This window comes from Streptomyces ferrugineus (genome assembly GCF_015160855.1).
In the GTDB taxonomy this organism is placed as follows: domain Bacteria; phylum Actinomycetota; class Actinomycetes; order Streptomycetales; family Streptomycetaceae; genus Streptomyces; species Streptomyces ferrugineus.
This window is the reverse complement of sequence record NZ_CP063373.1, coordinates 4,992,055-5,007,558: the sequence shown is the minus strand read 5'-3', so window position 1 is coordinate 5,007,558 and position 15,504 is coordinate 4,992,055. Positions and strand designations below refer to the sequence as shown.

The 15,504-nt window shown below is 70.0% G+C and carries 10 protein-coding genes; 5 read left to right on the top strand and 5 right to left on the bottom strand.

Going from position 1 to position 15,504, the window contains the following annotated elements:
• The first annotated feature begins 114 nt into the window (after positions 1-114).
• Positions 115-1,899 carry an ATP-binding protein gene (locus IM697_RS22835; protein ID WP_228044103.1) on the top strand — a complete coding sequence of 595 codons (1,785 nt, stop codon included), beginning with the start codon at positions 115-117 and terminating at the stop codon, positions 1,897-1,899.
• Positions 1,900-1,983: 84 nt separating this feature from the next.
• Here IM697_RS22835 and IM697_RS22830 read toward each other — a convergent pair whose 3' ends face one another.
• The gene (locus IM697_RS22830; protein WP_194037742.1) at positions 1,984-2,673 is read right to left on the bottom strand and encodes an HNH endonuclease; all 690 of its coding nucleotides are present in this window, start codon (positions 2,671-2,673) and stop codon (positions 1,984-1,986) included.
• Positions 2,674-3,484: 811 nt separating this feature from the next.
• Between IM697_RS22830 and IM697_RS22825 the strand changes: the two genes are divergently transcribed.
• Both IM697_RS22825 and IM697_RS22820 read left to right on the top strand, forming a co-directional pair.
• Complete coding sequence (locus IM697_RS22825) at positions 3,485-3,646, top strand: hypothetical protein (protein WP_194037740.1); 162 nt, start codon at positions 3,485-3,487, stop codon at positions 3,644-3,646.
• Positions 3,647-3,779: 133 nt separating this feature from the next.
• The gene (locus tag IM697_RS22820) at positions 3,780-5,024 is read left to right on the top strand and encodes an IS256 family transposase (protein WP_194037738.1); all 1,245 of its coding nucleotides are present in this window, start codon (positions 3,780-3,782) and stop codon (positions 5,022-5,024) included.
• 285 nt (positions 5,025-5,309) lie between these two features.
• Here the strand turns inward: IM697_RS22820 and tpg are convergent, their stop codons facing one another.
• Together tpg and tap are read right to left on the bottom strand one after the other, a co-directional pair.
• Positions 5,310-5,867, bottom strand: coding sequence for a telomere-protecting terminal protein Tpg (gene tpg, locus IM697_RS22815; protein ID WP_194037735.1), 558 nt, complete (start codon positions 5,865-5,867; stop codon positions 5,310-5,312).
• A 14-nt stretch (positions 5,868-5,881) separates the two neighbouring features.
• Positions 5,882-8,113, bottom strand: coding sequence for a telomere-associated protein Tap (gene tap, locus IM697_RS22810; protein WP_194037733.1), 2,232 nt, complete (start codon positions 8,111-8,113; stop codon positions 5,882-5,884).
• Between the two features lie 190 nt (positions 8,114-8,303).
• On the opposite strand from tap, the gene IM697_RS22805 reads away from it, so the two are divergent.
• Positions 8,304-10,742, top strand: coding sequence for a DEAD/DEAH box helicase (locus tag IM697_RS22805; RefSeq protein WP_194037730.1), 2,439 nt, complete (start codon positions 8,304-8,306; stop codon positions 10,740-10,742).
• A gap of 30 nt (positions 10,743-10,772) precedes the next feature.
• On the opposite strand, the gene IM697_RS22800 is transcribed toward IM697_RS22805, so the two are convergent.
• Positions 10,773-11,852, bottom strand: coding sequence for a hypothetical protein (locus IM697_RS22800; protein WP_194037728.1), 1,080 nt, complete (start codon positions 11,850-11,852; stop codon positions 10,773-10,775).
• Positions 11,853-12,384: 532 nt separating this feature from the next.
• Positions 12,385-13,374 carry an NsdA family TPR-like regulatory protein gene (locus IM697_RS22795; RefSeq protein WP_228044102.1) on the bottom strand — a complete coding sequence of 330 codons (990 nt, stop codon included), beginning with the start codon at positions 13,372-13,374 and terminating at the stop codon, positions 12,385-12,387.
• 569 nt (positions 13,375-13,943) lie between these two features.
• Between IM697_RS22795 and IM697_RS22790 the strand changes: the two genes are divergently transcribed.
• Positions 13,944-15,320 (top strand): helix-turn-helix transcriptional regulator, encoded by a 1,377-nt coding sequence (locus IM697_RS22790; protein WP_194037726.1) that lies wholly within the window; start codon positions 13,944-13,946, stop codon positions 15,318-15,320.
• The last annotated feature ends 184 nt before the right edge of the window (positions 15,321-15,504 follow it).

Here is a 15,504-nt window from a genome sequence, read left to right as displayed (position 1 = left end):
CCCCTTCTGGCGATCTGGCCGTCGTGCTCGGTTCCTTCAGCGCGCCGTTGCGTTGTTCCGGTGTCGGTGAACTGTGGGAGGAAGCCCATGTCGCGGGATCTGTTCGTCAAGCAAGTGGTCATCAACTCCACTGGCGGGGTACGCACCCTCGACTTCGCCCATCCGGTGGTGTGTGTCTATGGCCCCATCGACACAGGCAAGACCACACTGGTCGACTGCATCAAGTACCCGCTGGGTCTTCCAGTGGACTGGCGGCAGGTGCCCTCGGAGCGGCTGACGTCCGTCACGGTGCACCTGCGGATCGAAGGCATGGACATCGCCTTGCGACGCTCCACGATCGCCGACACCGGAACCGTCGAACTGATCAGCCCCTACGACGGAAAAGCCGAAGAACTTCTCGACGTCACTCCGCAGCCGGACAGCGACCGGCGCGTCGTGGGCGAGGCGCTGCTGGACCTGCTGGGCCTGTCCGAGCTGTTTGCCCCACCCACCGCCGTCGCACTGCTCGGCAACGGCGCCCGCCTTACCTTCGCCCAGCTCTACGCCTTGAACTATCTTTCCCAGGACATGGTCGATGGTACGGAGTCCGTCCGCGGACAGGCCAACACCGCACAGTCCTACAAGACGATCGTCGAGCTCGTGCTCGGGCTCATCGACGCGGAGATGCGGGTGCTCACCGCCCGCCGCGACGACCTGGGCCAGACCGTGAGCCAGTTCAAACGCCGCACCGAGACGATCAGCGAATTCCTGACCGGGAGCGCGGCGGAACTGGAGGAGGAGCTGACTCGCTCCCGGAGCGAAGAACGGGACACGCTGACGGCCCTGGAGGAACTCAAGGGACGCATGCGGGCCGTGACCACCTTCGCCGATCCGCTGCGCCAGCGCGTCGCCGCCCTGGAAGGAACGCACTCCCGGGCCCGGGAAGAGGAGAAAGCGGCCCAGGCCGCCCTCTCCTTGGCCCAGCGGGCCATCCAGCGTGCGCAGCAGCCGGGCACCGACCCCGTGCTGCACTGTCCCTCCTGCAGGCAGGCGCTGACCGGCCGGGTCGTCCCCGAGGGGGCCTGTGCTCTGTGCCTGTCTGAACTGGATCCCGGTGTGCGGGACGCAGTGGTGCAGGCAGCCGAAGCCGCGCTGGCCACGGCCCAGCAGCGGGCAATCGAGGCGGCCAAGACGGCCGGTGAGGCCCAGGATGCTCTCGCCCAGGCACGAGCGGAGCTGGAGGAGCGAACCCGCCTGGAGATCGGGCCTCTGGCCGGACAGATCGAACAACTCTCGGCCGCCCATGCCGGCGCCCGCACCCGGACCGGCATGCTTGAGCGGCAGCTCGACCCGCATCGGCGGCTGCTCGAACTGCAGCGGGCGCTGCGCACGGCCGAAGAAGAACTGCGCGGCGTGCGCGAGGACATCAAGACGCGCAAGAACCTCCTGTCCGGACGCCAGACCACCCTGGCCGAGATCGAGGAGCAGTTCTCAGCCATCATCGACGGGCTGTCGCTGCCCAACGAGCCCGGCGCACGGATCGATCACAACTCGCTCCTGCCGAAGGTCAGGGCGGGCAAACTCACCAAGGTCGGCCACGGCGTCCGCACCGCGATCAACGTGGCCTACCGGATGACGTTCCTCAGCCACGCGCTGGTCACCGGAGCCACCGATCTTCCCTCCCTACTGATCATCGACTCGCCGCGCAAGAACGTCGGGTACGGCGACGAGGACCAGCAGCTGATCGCACGCCTTTACGCGCACTTCCTCGATCACATCGCCGGTGCTCGCAGCCACACACCGCACGCACGCCCGCACCAGGTCATCATCGTCGACAACGACCTGCCCTCCCTGCCTCCGCATCTGCGCCGCCAGATGCACACCATCGAGCTCACCCGGGACAATCCGCTGGTGCCCTGACCCGCACCGCCGCGGACCTCAACGGTCGGCCAAGGAGCACCCGGATGCTGATCCGCGACCGAAGTCGCCCTCGGGCCGTTGTCTTCACGCTTCGACCGGGAAGTAGTCGCCCTTGTGCAGGTTGCAGATCCAGTGCGCGAGCCGCACGTTGTCCGCCGTGTGTGCGCCGCCCGCAGTCAGCGGGACGCGGTGATCCAGCGTCGGGCACCACATGTCGGGCCAGTCGCGTTCCCGGTCGACGGCGCTGGTGCAGATCTGGCAGATCCACCCGTCCCGTTCGTAGACGGCGAGGGGGTCGATGCGCTCGACGGCGGCCTCGAGCCCGAGCCTGCGCATCCTGGCGGCGTAGCTGCCGGCGGCACGCGATTCGCGTTTCAGACGCTCGGAACGGGCCGCGTAGGCCGGTGTCCACATCCGCGGCACGGACTGCTTCCCGCACACGAACGCCGTCCACGTGTACTCGTGGCCCGTCTCGTCCACATCACGGACGATCTCCGTGTACCAGCGCCAGGTTTCGCCCTCGGCCTCGAAGGAGGCGAAGGTGTCCGGCAGTTGCTTCAGCCCCAGAAAGGCCCCGAACACCAAGGACGTGGGGGTCCACGTGTCATCGGTGAGGTAGTAGAACGCCGAGCCGGTCTGCATGTGCAACGACAGCGCCACCCGCTCCAGCTCCCAGCTGCCGCCCGAATGAGGCTTCACCTGCCGGGGGATGACGTGCTCCGGCAAGTCCACGGCCCGGTGGACGGTGACCACAAAACCGTGCCGCTCGACCATGTCGCCCGGCTTGGGGGAGTAACCCTGAACCTCATAAGGGAAGGGAGCTCCGGCCGGCCGGGTCCGGAAAGCCCTGGCGGGCCGCAGCGGTTGAGGATCGGGGGAGAAGACGGGCGGCCGGGTGATCTCCCCGCGCTCGATGCGCCGGGTGAGCCGCCGATTGAGGGTCAGATTGCAGCGCGGCGAGCACACGTGCCGGTCACGGTGTTTCCAGTGCGCCCGGGCTGAAACCGGCTCTCCGCAGACCCGGCAGGGTTCTCCGCCCGTGGCACGGGTTTCGGCTTTCAGCTGTTCGTCCCGCCAGTCCCAGTAGGCGCTGTCATTCCCCACTAAAACCCCCTTGTGTGATCACCATACGCCCCTTGCAGGCCCCCGGGGCTGCGGCAACTGCGGTCTCTTGCCGGACAGATGAGGACCCGAACACGGCTCGCCGGAACGCATGACGCCAACACCCCTGGGCTCCGCTCGCTACGGATCCACCGCACCCCCAGCTATGGGCGAGACTGAACACAGTCGGCCCCTCACGCATGCCGAGGAACCGCGCGATGACCTCCAGCCTCACCACCGCAGAGCACACCGCGCGTCTGGTCCTGCGCCACGACCAGCAAAAGGGGCGTCGACAGCGCAGTACGCCACCTGCGCCCCTCCACGCTCTCGCGGCACACCGTTTCCACCTGCGGCACCGGCAAGACCCTCATCGCGCTGCGTGCGCCGGGAAACTCGGCGTGCGCCACCTGGCTGTGGCCGTGCCGAGCCTGGACCTGGTGCACAGTGCGCGGCGGCCGCCCGCGCCGATCAGCGCCGCGAGCCGATGATCACCGTCTGTCCGCCGCGTGCTGAGACCCACCTGTTGCTTGCCGAGGCCAAGGTTGCCTCGACCAGGATTGAGGAGGTCCAGCACTCCTCGCTTTTCCTCGTGCCGGTCTTCGACCTGCTCGTGGTGGACAAGATCGCGTCCCATGAAGTGGTGTAGCCGGGTGTGGTCCCGGAACGCGCGGGTGTCTGCCCGGGGCGTGCATCCGTCGACCGTGCATGCTCCCTGAGCAAGGGCAGGCCATCGCGCAAGTCTCCCTGGTGAACGGGCAGTTCAACCGGAGGAGCACGCGATGGCCTTGTCCCAGTCTGAGCTGATGCGGCTGCTGGAGTCACTACGTCGGGCCGACGGAGTTGAAGCAATCAGGGTGGTGTGTGAGCGCATCCTGCAGGAACTCATCGAGGCCGAGGCGACTGAGGCCATTGGGGCTGCCCCGCGTGAGCACTCGCAGACGCGCACTACATGGCGCAACGGACACCGCGAGAGGCTGCTGACTACGCAGGCCGGCGATCTGGATCTGAAGATTCCCAAGGTGCGGACCGGGTCGTTCTTCCCCTCGCTGCTGGAGCGGCGCCGGCGCATTGACCGGGCGCTGTTCGCCGTGGTGATGGAGGCATACGTGCACGGGGTCTCGACCCGCTCGGTCGACGACCTGGTCAAAGCACTCGGTGCGGACAGCGGGATCTCCAAGTCCGAGGTCTCCCGGATCTGCGGCGAACTCGACGAGGAACTGACCGCGTTCAAGGAACGGCCACTGGATCACACCGTCTTCCCCTACGTCTTCCTGGACGCGACCTACTGCAAGGCGAGGGTCAACCATCGGATCGCCTCGCAGGCCGTGGTCATCGCGACCGGGATCTCCGCCACCGGGCACCGCGAGATTCTCGGCCTGATGGTCGGCGACAGCGAGTCGAAGCCGTTCTGGACGAAGTTCCTGCGGTCCTTACGCGCCCGTGGCCTGGAGAACGTCCAGCTGGTGATCTCCGACAGCCACAGCGGTCTGGTGGCCGCGATCCGCACGGTCTTCCTCGGCGCGGCCTGGCAAAGGTGCCGAGTTCACTTCGTCCGCGACGTCTTCAGCGTGATCGAGAAGGGCTCAGGGGAGATGGTCGCTGCCACCATCCGCACCATCTTCGCGCAGACCACCGGCGAGCAGGTGCGCACCCAGCTGGACGTGGTGGCCGACATGCTCGGACGGCAGTTCCCGCAGGTCAAGAAGATGCTGCTGGATGCGGCGACGGACATCACCGCGTTCGCGGACTTCCCGCCGGCGCACTGGAAGAAGATCTGGTCGACCAACCCGCTGGAGCGGCTGAACCGGGAGATCAAACGACGGGCCGACGTCGTCCAGGTCTTCCCCAACCCCGCCGCCCTGGACCGACTCGCCGCCGCGGTCCTGGCCGAACTCCACGACGAATGGCAGGTCTTCGACCGCCGCTACCTCTCCGAAGCCTCCATGGCCGAGCTCTTCGCCACCAAACGAACCGAACCCGAACCGCAGATCACCCCACAACCGGAACCGAAACAACTGCCGTGACTACACCACCCAGCGGGACATGACCGTGGACAAGGCCCACGCCACGGCCGGCAGCTGGGAGAACACATCTCTGCATCGGCTCGCACGCCGCCGTCGTGGCGGGTGGAAGAGTTGCGGGACGTCCACAGGCGCAGCACGCTGGCGTCCGCCAGACCGTAGCGGTGTTGCGACCCGGTTGATCAGTGACGCGGTCAGCTCCCCCGTCATGGGCACGGTCCGTAACGCTCCTGCTGCCACAGCTCTCCCCGACGCCCTTTCCTGCTTCCTGTCCAGCGCACTGACCGGCTACAGCTCGAACTGAAGGTGTTCGAGGTCGGTGAGTTCCACTTCGAGGCCGTGGGCGCGGCGGCCGTTGTCGCGGAAGTACACCTCGCCCAGGGCTTCCGCAGCGATCTGCCTCAGCTCGTCCTCGGTCGCGCCCTGTTCCTGCGCGTCGAAGAGTCGGGCGGTGTGGTGGGGCGGCAGGGCGAGGGTGAGGTGGCGCAGCCGTGCGTCGTCGGTGCTGCCGGGGGCGGCGGTGAAGCCGAACCGGGCCCGTGTGTCGATCATGATGCCGCCGGTCGTAGCGGCAGCCTGCCTGGCCCTGGCCCTGATCTGTGGCTGCCAGCGTGCGCGGACCTCGTTTTCCAGCCGGTCGGCGAGTTCCGGCCGGGGATGCTTGAGCTGGTTCTTGACGTACCGCTCGACGGTGCGCTGGCTGATGCCGAGCAACTCGGCCACGCGCCGGGTGCTGCGCTGGTGCTGTTTGACCAGGTAACGCATCTGTGCCCCGGCCGACTTGGGGACGGGCCGCGTGAACGCCCCCTGCACCACCTTGTCGAGTTCCTCCCCGACCGTGACCATCGCCGTAACGCCCCCTATTCTCCGGTGTCCTTGGCGGTGACCTCGCCGGTCTTGATGTAGCGGGCGAGGTTGGCGACATGGCCGTCGGCGCCGAGCTGCTCGAGCACGTCCGCGCCCCACAGCAGGCTCTGGGTGCCCTCGTGCTTGACCATGCCCGGCGAGACGCCGAGCCGGAAGCTGCCGGGCACGGTCTTGCCGTTGGCGTCGTAGGGCAGGACGTCCAGCGGGCTGGGGCCGTCGGCGGTGTACACGGCGCAGTCGGAGAGGACCGCGACCGGATAGCGGCCGGTGGCCGCGGCGAGGGCGACCATCTTGCGGTGCATGTTGGTGCGGGCCCGGGAGATGACGGTGGCGCGGATGTCCGGGCGCCAGGTCGGCCGGGCGAGGGCGGGCCAGGCCTGCCCCGGCTTCCAGCCGCCGCCGCGGGCCTTCTCCTGCAGCTTGCCGATGCCGCCCTTGACGGTCATCTTGACGGCGTCCACGACGATCGCCAGTTCCGCATCACGCTGTTTGTAGCCGTCCATCGCGGTCAGGAACTCCTGCGGGGACAGCTTCTCGCCCACACCGAGGTCTGCCATGGTGTCGATGTAGGCGTTGCGCAGCCTCTTGTACCAGCCGTCCAGGAACCGGGCGCTATCGCGGCGCACCCAGGCCTCGATGGGGGCGACGTCGTAGCCGAGCTCGACGGCGTAGGCGACCGTCGGGGTGGCGTACCAGGCCGGGCCCTCGGGGCGTTCGCCGGTCGGCGTGAACGGGCTCGGCAGTAGCTTTCCTTGGAGTTCGCGCCACTGCTTGCCGACCTTCACCCGGGACAGGTCGACGTGGGAGAGGTCGACCAGCCAGGATCCGGGCAGCGCCGCATCGAAGACCGGGTTGGTGACGTGCACGGGCGGCGACGCCAGACCGACGACGGCGCCGTTGGCGGCAGCACCGAACGCCAGGTTGACGTCGATGCCGACCAGGTGCCGCTGCATGCACTCGGCGTCGGTCAGGTCTCGCGCCCAGTCGTAGGCCTCCTCGAACAGCCGCTTGTCGGGGCCGCGCACGTGGAAGCGGGGCAGGTGGGCCAGGACGGGGTGCCCGTCGGTCGCCTCGCAGGGCGCCGGGTCCATCGGCTGCGTGCCCAGCGAGCCGGGCCGGTGCTCGGTATGCCGCTTGCCGGTGGCGTCGGGCTCGCTCGCGCGGGTCGGCGGGTTCAGCGCGGTCATCAGCTCAAGACCGGTGACGGCCGTGGAGCCGACCGGAGTCATCACCCGGGCCGCATACACGCCCAGCACCCGGGCCAGTTCCGCAGGCTCCAGCCGGGCGGCGTGGCCCCAGGCGCGGTCGTCGAGGGCGCGCCAGGAGGGGATGCACAGCTGTACGCACTGCCGTCGGCTGCCCTGGGCGGAGCGGTAGATCCGCGCCCACGGCCCCAGCCCCCGCTTGGTCAGCTGCCAGTCGGCGCGCTGGAGCTGCTTGATGGCCTTGTGCCCCTCCGGCAGCCGCCCGGCGAGGCGCTCGGCCTCGGACAGTGCGGCGGGCAGGCCGTAGCGCTCGCACGCCGCCTCGGTGAGCACCAGCAGCGGGTCGCCGTCCTTGCCCGAGCCGTGCAGCTTCTCCGCTCCCAGATGTGCCTCGGTGAGCGTCCACTCCACCAGCGCGGGTAGTGACTTGGCGGGCACGTCCAGGATCAGCCCGCCGGTGCCGTAGCCGGTGACGTTGCGCTCGGCGTCGGCGTCGAGGACGAGCAGCGGACCGTGCGCGTACACCCCGCCGGGCGCGGGCGTGTTCGCCGGGGCGGCCTTCTGCGTGCCCCGACGGCGCGAGGCGGGCGACGGCCGGGCGGCCCGCGCCGGACGCGATGCGGCCACCGGAGCGGCCGCGGGGGCAGCGGACAGGGCGGTATGGGACGCGGTCACTGCCGCCGCGCCGGATGTCGCACCCGCGGGCGCCGTGGATGGCGTGCCGGTGGACGTCGTCGCTGGTGCCGGGGCGTCCTGCTGTGGTGCGGCGGTGCTTTCGGTGGCGGGGTAGAGAGTTGCGAGCTGTGTCAGCAGACGGGCGTAGGCCTCTCGCTCCGGCGGCCGCGGCTCGGCCTTGCCCGACTCCCAGCCGCTGACCGTGGCCCGCCGTACATCCAGGGCGGCGGCCACCTCGTCCAGGGTGAGGGCATGGGCCTGGCGCAGGCGCTTGCGCTCCGCCGGCGGCGGCAGCGGGGACCGGGACGCGACCAGTGCGTCGACCGCGTCGAACAACTCGGACATGGAACACCTCCGCTCTCACTCTACCCCACGAAGCGTACATTTCGCGTACGGATCGCGTCCCTATAGCGTACGTGCATCGTTCGTGGGTGGTAGGGTGCTGGATCGGTGGGCTCGGTGGGTGGCTCACCGCCTCCCCGGCCCGGCCTGGGTCGGCCGGAGGCCGTCCGCTTTCCGACCGAGGAAGAGCTGTATGACTGTGGCCGCTTCCCCTGTACCTGGCCGGTCCGAGGAACGGCCGCTGTTCCCCGACCAGGCCGAGGCCGTCTCCCGTCTGGTGCTGCACCTGCGGCGCGCGGGCACACGGGCGCTGTACGTATCGGCGACGGGGACCGGAAAGACGCTGGTGTCGATCCGGGTGGCGGACGAACTCGGCGCGCGACTGGTGCTGTTCGTGGTGCCCACTCTGGACCTGGCGGTGCAGACCGCACTGGCGTGGCGCCGGGACGGACACGGTGAGCACATGGTGATCGTCTCCTCCTTGGATGCCGCTGGCCATGACGAGCTGGTCGCCGCGCGTGTCATGTCAACCACCGACCCGCACGCGCTGGGCGGGCTGATGTCGGTGGTGGGGGAGGGGGAGGACCGGATCCCGGCGCTGACGGTGATCTGCACCTACGACTCCCTGAACAAGATCGAACAGACCCAGAGCACGGGGTATGCCGTGCCGCCGTTCGACCTGGCGGTCATGGACGAGGCACACCGGATCGCGGGCCGCGCCGACAAGAAGTGGGCCCTCGTCAACGACGCGAAGCGGATCCACGCGGACCGCCGCCTCTACATGACTGCCACCCCCCGCATCTTCGGCGCCCCCGAGCTGGCGGAGTCCGCCGACACCACCCGCCCGCGTCGCCGGCACCGCGGAGGTGCGGAGGCGGAGGCGTTCGCCAACTCCATGGACAACGAACGGGTGTACGGAAGGAAGGTCTTCGAGTACCCGCTCGCGCAGGCGGTGGAAGACGGCCGGGCGGCGGACTACCGGATCGTGGTGCCCACCCTCACCGACGCCGACCTGCGCCGCCGCCTGAACATGCCCGCCCCCGCACCCGCCACCACCCCCGGCGACGGCAGCGGCGAGGAGGCGGACAGCGCTCTGCGCACCACCGCCCTGCACCTGGCTGTCCTGCGCGCCATGACCGAGCACAACCTGAAGAAGGTGCTGGTCTACTTCAACCTCGTCTCCGACGCCCGCCGCTTCGCCCGCGAACTGCCCCACACGCTGCGCCTGCTGGCCAAGACCGACCCCGGCCTGTGCCCCGGCATCACCCCGCGGCTGTTCTTCGCCCACGGCGAGCACACCCCGGCCCAACGCGCCGACATCTTCGCCGACTTCGCGGCCGCCGACTGCGCGATCATGGCCAACTCCCGCCTGATCGCCGAAGGCGTCGACATCCCCAGCGTCGACGCCATCGTCTTCGCCGACCCCACCCGCAGCGTCATCCGCTGCGTCCAGGCCCTCGGCCGCGCCCTGCGCCTCGACGTGAGCGGCAAGACCGCCTCACTGATCGTCCCCGTCTATGTGCCTCCCGGCGCCAGCGGCGAGAACATCCTCGGCACCGCCTACGAACCCGTCTGGGCGATCGCGTGTGCGCTGGCCAGCCACGACCACCGCATCCTTGAGCGCCTGCCCGACAAGGCCAACCGCCTCCCGAAAGAGACCAGCGACGTCATCGAACGCCGCTGGCACTTCGACTTCACCGTCCACCCCGAACGGATCGCCCAAGCGATGGACCTGGCCTCCTTCGACCCCCGCGAGGCGGCCGTCTCCCGCTCCCGCCGCCTGGGGCTCGCCGCCGCCCAGTCCTACCGCGACGAAATGGGCCACCTCGACGTCCCCGCCGACTACACCGACCCCACCGGCTACGCGCTGGGCACCTTCATCACCACCATGCGCGACGCCGCGAAGGCCAGCCGCCTGGAAGCCGACTGGATCGCCGAACTCGACGCGCTGGGCATGATCTGGGACAAGCACGACGCCGCCTGGCGCGCCCACCTGGCCGCAGCCGCTGACTACCTGCGCACCAACGGCCACCTCGCCGCCCCCGCCACCACCCCTGTCGGCGCCTGGCTCGCCGAACAACGCCACCTCGCAACCAAGAACACGCTCGATCAGGCCCGCACCGACGCCCTCACCGCGCTCGCCCCCGACTGGCGCCTGCCCCACGGCGCGGACTGGCACCGCAAGTACCACCTGCTGCGCACCCACCTCGCCGACGGCGCCGACCCGGCCACGCTCACCCCGGGCACCCTCCTGGCCGGGGTGAAGATCGGCTCCTGGCTGCACCGCCAGCTCACCACCTGGCCCGCCCTTGACCCCGGCCAGCGGCAGCTGATGACCGCCCTCGGCCTCACCCCCGAGACCAATCTGCTCGCCCCTGCCCGCCGCACCCGCCGCACCTTCGAGCAGACCGTCCAGCTCCTGGAACTCTTCCTGCACCGCCAAGGCCGCGCCCCTACCGCGCGCGAAGACGTCCGCGTCGACGGCGACACGGTCAGGATCGGAGCCTGGCTCGCCAAGGCCCGCACCAAGCACCGCGCCGGCCAACTCCCCGACGCGCACGTGCGTCTGGTCGCCGCCCTGTTCGACGGGGACTGGACGGACGAGGCCGCCACCCCGGCTGTCCTTGTGTAACCGCCGCCCTGCAGACATCACGGCAGCCCCTCATGGCCGCCGGGACCGGTCCGGTCCCGCGCCGCCCCTGCGGTTGCGGGGCAGGGGCTTGTACCGGGCCGTCAGTACGCCCGCTCTGCGGGCTTTGCTGGTCCAGCTCGCCGCCGTCTTGTAGCTGACGTTCCACAGCGCGCAGATCAGCGGCAGCGGCGGCTGTTCCTGCGCCAGGGCGAAGAGGTAGGTGTCGGTGACCTGCCGCAGATGGGTGGGCCCCCGGGTCCGGACAGGTTCGCCCACCACGCCTCTGGCCGTGGTGAGGTAGAGGTTGCCCTGCAGGGCCGCGAGAGCGCGGGCGAAGACGTCGTCGAACGGCGCGGCGGCAAGGGCCTTCGCCGTCAGATGAGTTCTCCAGCCGTCGGCATGCGTGATGTCGGGCTCGATCGACCACGCACGGACGAACAGGCTGCCCTCGCGGAAGCCGGGTTCGACGAGGAAGGACCAGTCGGGACAGCCGGGCAGGTCGCGCAGTGCGGCTCCGTCGGTCCCCACGGTGGTCTGCGAGGAGGCCGGTCGGTGCGGCGAGCGCGGCGGCGGGGCCACACCACGCCGGTCCGGGGCGGTACGGGGGCTGTGGCGGCTGGAGAGCGGATCGTGTCCCAGGACCTGGCGTCGGCGGGCCTGGGCCAGCCAGTTGTCCACGGTGTCCACGCCCCTGCCCCAGACAGCGGCGATCACGTGGCGCGGCGGGAGACGGTGTGCGACCGCGTGCGCGTAGACCGAGGCAACGAGCAGGCAGAAGTCGCGGCTGCCGCCCCGGGGGCGCCGCATCCAGCCGGCATCGAGTTCCTCGGCGGCGTGTGTGGAGAGGGTTGCCGCGGTGGTGGCGATGGCCAGCACGCGCTCCCAGTCGACGGCCCGCAGGGACCTCGGCGTGACGGTGCCCGGGCCGGCGCCAGGAACGTGCAGGCGCACGGCTGCAGGCCGGTGGATGCCGTGCTCGGTGCGGCGCAGCCCCACGGTGAAGACGGCTTTGCGGGCTCTGCCCAGCCCGCTGATCTCTGCGTGCCCGGCTTCCGCTCCCGGCTGCTCGGAAGCGCTCGCCTCGCCGTACCGGGTCACCGACACCCGCATGGGTCCCTCCTTCCCTGCGATGTCCATCCTTGGGTAATTAGGGCCGAAATGGGAGATGGTCGGCGCACTAGCGCGCGGCATACGGTCCAAGCACCGGTCGGCAACGCCGGTCTTGCACCAACTCACCTGCCTGAAGGAGAAGTTCGCCATGCCCGCTTCGTCGTCCGCGGTCCGCCTTCCGATGTGGCTGCGGTTGGCCCGCCCCGCAGCCTTCCTGCTGGCCATCGCCTTCGCCGGCATGACGACCTACCAGCTGCTGACCGGCCCCTCCCTCGCCACCACGCCCTGGGGCGACCATGACTGCCGCCGTCTCGGCCGTCTAGGTCGGGCTGCTGACGTACAGCGCCCATGTGCGGGCCCAGGGTTGAAATCCCGCCTGGCGCGACCACCTGAACCGCCTGGCCAGGGCCGGGAGTGCAGCTGCGTGAGCTTCTCGGAGCTCCTCCCAGGGCACGCAGACCTCCGTGGCAGGCAGGCCGTTGGCGGCGAGGCCCTTCGCACAGAGGAAGAAACACAGGCTCTTGCGTCTGCCTCACGAGAACCCGCGGGGACGGAAAGCCGGGAGAGTGCGCCAGGCGGTGATGCCCAGCTCGGTGCGGGTGCGGTGGAGGAAATCGCGGACGGCCGGTTCGCGCCGCCATGGCGCGAGGGCGGTGTTGAACTCGCAGACATAGTCCCTGGCTCGGGCGGACTTGACGCGGGCGAGGATGTCGACGCAGCGGTGACCGAGTTCGAGGCCGTGGTCGAGGTTGCGGGCCTGGAGGTGCGCGGTGCCGACGATCGCCAGGCGCATGCCGACGGAGCGCGTGAACACCCCCGGCGCCATGGCGGCGGCCTGCTGGTTGAAGGCGAGGGCGGCCTTGGGATTGTTCAGGTCGCGGAAGATCTCGACGGCGTCGGCGGACAGGCGGGCGTGGTCGTAGAAGTCGATCCACGACGGCTCGTCATGCCCCCGAGCCTCAGCCAGTGCGAGCAGGTTCTCCGAGGCGGCCAGCGTCCGGGCGGCGGCCTGGGGGGTGTGGTTGCGGGCGTGCGCGCGGGCCTCGATGAGCTTGGCGAACGCCAGCACCCTCGGTGCCGCCCGGCCCTTGGCACGTTCGAAGGCGCCCTGAGTCATGCCGACGGCCTCCGAAGCGAAGCCACGCAGCAGCGTCTGCATGGCCATGGTGGTCAGGACGTAGCAGCCGAGCTGGACATCCCGCCCGGCCCGCGCAAGACGCAGGGCCTGGACGAAGTGGCACTGGGCGGCGTCGTGGTGGCCGACATCGAACGCGGTCCACCCGGCGAGACGGGACAGTTCCGCGGTGACAGAGAACAGCTCACGGCCGACGTCCCCGCGAAATGAGCCGCGCAGCAGTGGGGCCGCACGCCCGGTCAGGCAGGCGGTGACCACGTTGGCCTTCGTAGTCCCGCCGCCGTACCGGGAGTCCCAGCGGCGGGCCTCGTCGGCAGCCTCCCGCAGCTCGTCCAGGTCGGTGCGGCCGACCTGCCGCCGGCCCCGATGATCGGCGGAGACGGCCAAGCCGGCGGGCCACCGGGGCGGTGGCGGACACGGCGATGCCGGATCCGGTGAGGAAGTCGCGGCGGTTCACGCTGCTCCAGAACGACGCGGCGACGTGGACCGCGCCGTCGCGGTCCGCGTTGGTCATCCAACCCCACATCGGCCCCGGGTGTCCCGGCCTCGGCCATACCGAGCTCGCCAACCGCGGCTGACCAGTTGAGCCTCTCGCCGATCACCCGGGCCGGGAGCGTGGGCGGGGCCACGTCGGCGTCATCCCTGCCGGGCCCCGACCCACCGGGGCCCGGCAGGGACGATCAACTCACCGGCGAGCGCCCGGCCTGCCGCCAAGTGATGACCGAGGGCTGGCGTTCACTGCCTTGCAGGCGACGGCCGCGACGTGGGACTTCGGGCCCTCGGTCCGTACGACAGCCATGGCACGCCACAGCGCCCGCAGCCACAGCGGCGACTTGGCGTGGCCTCGTGCCACCTTGTCTCGAAAACGCTGTACCGACCTGCTTTCCAGTCGTGTACTACTGGGCATCAATAGTGTTGTAGCCAAACACAGCACTTGAGTTGAGAAGGAGAGCACGTTGGTCTACCACATACGTCCGCTCGCCAACGGGCTGCGCACGGACCACCCGGTCCCCGGTCTGCCGTTCGTCGACGACTCACACCTGCCGCTCGACGACGGCCCCGACGCCATCGAGGCCGTCGGCCGCAACAAGGGCGAAGGCATGTGGGGCCGTTGCGACAACTCCCGCGAGGGAGGATGGCTGGCCTTCACCACCGACCCGATCGCCCATCACCTGGGCTGGGCCGTCCGCTACCACCCCGAGCACGGGCGCACCGTGCTCCTGCTGCGCGACGAAAACACCGCCAGCCTGCACACCTACTGGACCGGGGCACCGCTGCTGTTCCGGGCCGGCGGCTACTGGTGGGACGGCGAAGCCTGGTACCGGCCCGGCCAGATCTGGGACCCTGTCACCGAGAACTACGCACGCCACAAGGCACGCGCCACGGCCACCGTCCACGCCAACGACATGCTTGACGGCCGCGCCCACCCTGACCGCGCACACGTGCACAAGGCCGCCACCTTCGACCCGGCCACCGCGGAGCCAAAGAACTGGCTCGACCACCTGACCCTGTGGGCGCAGCACCACCAGAAGCAGGACGACCCCCTGCCACTGCAGAAGTGCGTCGTCGACCTGGCCAGCCCCGAACTCGCCGGGGACCGGCTGGTCGGCGTGCCCGAGATGGCCGAACTGGGCGGCATCACGGCCTCCACACTGCGGGGTTACATCTCCCGAGGCGAGAACGACGTGCCGCTTCCCCAGGCGACCGTCGGCGGACGGGCCCAGTGGTCACGCCCGGTCGCCGAGGACTGGGCGGAAGCCCGGCGCCGCTCCTCCGAGGGACTGAAGGACGCCATGTCGGCCGGCGACCGGCACCGTCTCGCCCCGGGAGCGGCTCAGATCCGCGACCGCTTCAGCGAGACCTTCTTCAGCTTCCTGTGGAAGCGGCCCGACATACGAAAGCGCTGGGTCCTGCGCCATCGCAACGAGCCGACCGTGCGGGAGGTGGCCGACCAACTGGCCTTCGAGGTCGCCGACAGCCTCAGGCGGATCATCCCGACCGACGCCCTCGGTCCCACCATCCGTCACGCCGTCCTGGAGGACTTCGCCACCTCGCTGGGCGTCAGCGAACGCCGGGGCGGCCAGCTCAAGGCCTTCGACCTCATCCTGTCCGTGCCCCTGGCGAAGATGCTCAGCTGGTTCATCCAGCACTTCCCGACCTCGGCCCAGTGGTACGTCGGCGAGATCATGGGCGAGGCAGACAAGCAGCTCGGCATCCCTGCCCAGGTGACGGGCGAGGCGCTGCGGCGGTCCGCGACCACGAACGGGGAACTCGACGGGCAGGCCGCGAAGGAGTTCTTCTCCCGTGTCGTCCCGCGCGAGCCGGAGGGCTGAGGTCCTTCACCGATCGCGAGGGGCGCCCGTCCAATCCCAGTGGCTTGGCGCCCTTCACGACTGTACTGGCGAGCGGAGCCGGCCCGAGAGCAGCGCCGGAGAGCAACGCTGGCCATCACGCCGCCGTCCGTATGAAGGCCCTCGGCACAGCCCTCCGTGTTCCCAGGCGCGTCACGCCTGACAC

Coding starts and splice junctions, on each gene's coding strand:
- IM697_RS22825 (WP_194037740.1), top strand. CDS start 3,485: ATGATCACCGTCTGTCCGCCGCGTGCTGAGACCCACCTGTTGCTTGCC.
- tpg (WP_194037735.1), bottom strand. CDS start 5,867: ATGGTCACGGTCGGGGAGGAACTCGACAAGGTGGTGCAGGGGGCGTTC.
- IM697_RS22805 (WP_194037730.1), top strand. CDS start 8,304: ATGACTGTGGCCGCTTCCCCTGTACCTGGCCGGTCCGAGGAACGGCCG.
- IM697_RS22800 (WP_194037728.1), bottom strand. CDS start 11,852: ATGCGGGTGTCGGTGACCCGGTACGGCGAGGCGAGCGCTTCCGAGCAG.
- IM697_RS22830 (WP_194037742.1), bottom strand. CDS start 2,673: ATGGTCGAGCGGCACGGTTTTGTGGTCACCGTCCACCGGGCCGTGGAC.
- IM697_RS22820 (WP_194037738.1), top strand. CDS start 3,780: ATGGCCTTGTCCCAGTCTGAGCTGATGCGGCTGCTGGAGTCACTACGT.
- tap (WP_194037733.1), bottom strand. CDS start 8,113: ATGTCCGAGTTGTTCGACGCGGTCGACGCACTGGTCGCGTCCCGGTCC.